Source organism: Pseudomonas laurentiana (genome assembly GCF_014648275.1).
Classification (GTDB): domain Bacteria; phylum Pseudomonadota; class Gammaproteobacteria; order Pseudomonadales; family Pseudomonadaceae; genus Aquipseudomonas; species Aquipseudomonas laurentiana.
This window is the reverse complement of the sequence record NZ_BMQU01000170.1, coordinates 1-569: the sequence shown is the minus strand read 5'-3', so window position 1 is coordinate 569 and position 569 is coordinate 1. Positions and strand designations below refer to the sequence as shown.

Annotated in this window: 1 protein-coding gene; it reads left to right on the top strand. The window is 17.0% G+C overall.

Annotation, left to right across the window (positions count from 1 at the left end):
- On the top strand, positions 1-566 hold a 566-nt coding region (locus IE038_RS25715; RefSeq protein ID WP_229775746.1), incomplete at its 5' end, for an RNA polymerase beta'' subunit family protein.
- Positions 567-569 lie beyond the last annotated feature (3 nt).

Genomic DNA, 569 nt, shown 5'->3' with positions numbered 1-569 from the left:
TTAAAATAAATACAAAAAATTTAATTCAAAATTTCATAAAAATTAACTTAATAAAATCCCATATTTCATATATAAAAAAAAAAAATAATTCACCAAATTCAAAATTAATCTCTACAAATCACATAAATCCATTTTATTCAATTTCACCCAAATCTAACATTCTTCAACAATCACTTAAACAAAATCACAAAACTATTCACATATTCTTAAATCAAAATAAAAAATCCCAATCTTTATTAATTTTATCATCATCTAATTATTTTAAAATAAATCCATTTAATCATATAAAACATCACAATATAATAAACCAATCAATAAAAAAAAATACTCTAATTACAATTAAAAATTCATCAAACCCCTTAAAAACAACTACCCCAATTTCAAATTTTTATTCATTTTTACCTTTACTAACTTATAATCAAATCTCTTTAATTAAATATTTTCAACTTAATAACTTAAAATATATTTTTCAAAAAATTAACTCTTATTTAATCAATGAAAACAAAATAATTTTAAATCTCAACCCATATAATAACATTATTTTAAATCCATTCAAATTAAATTAATAT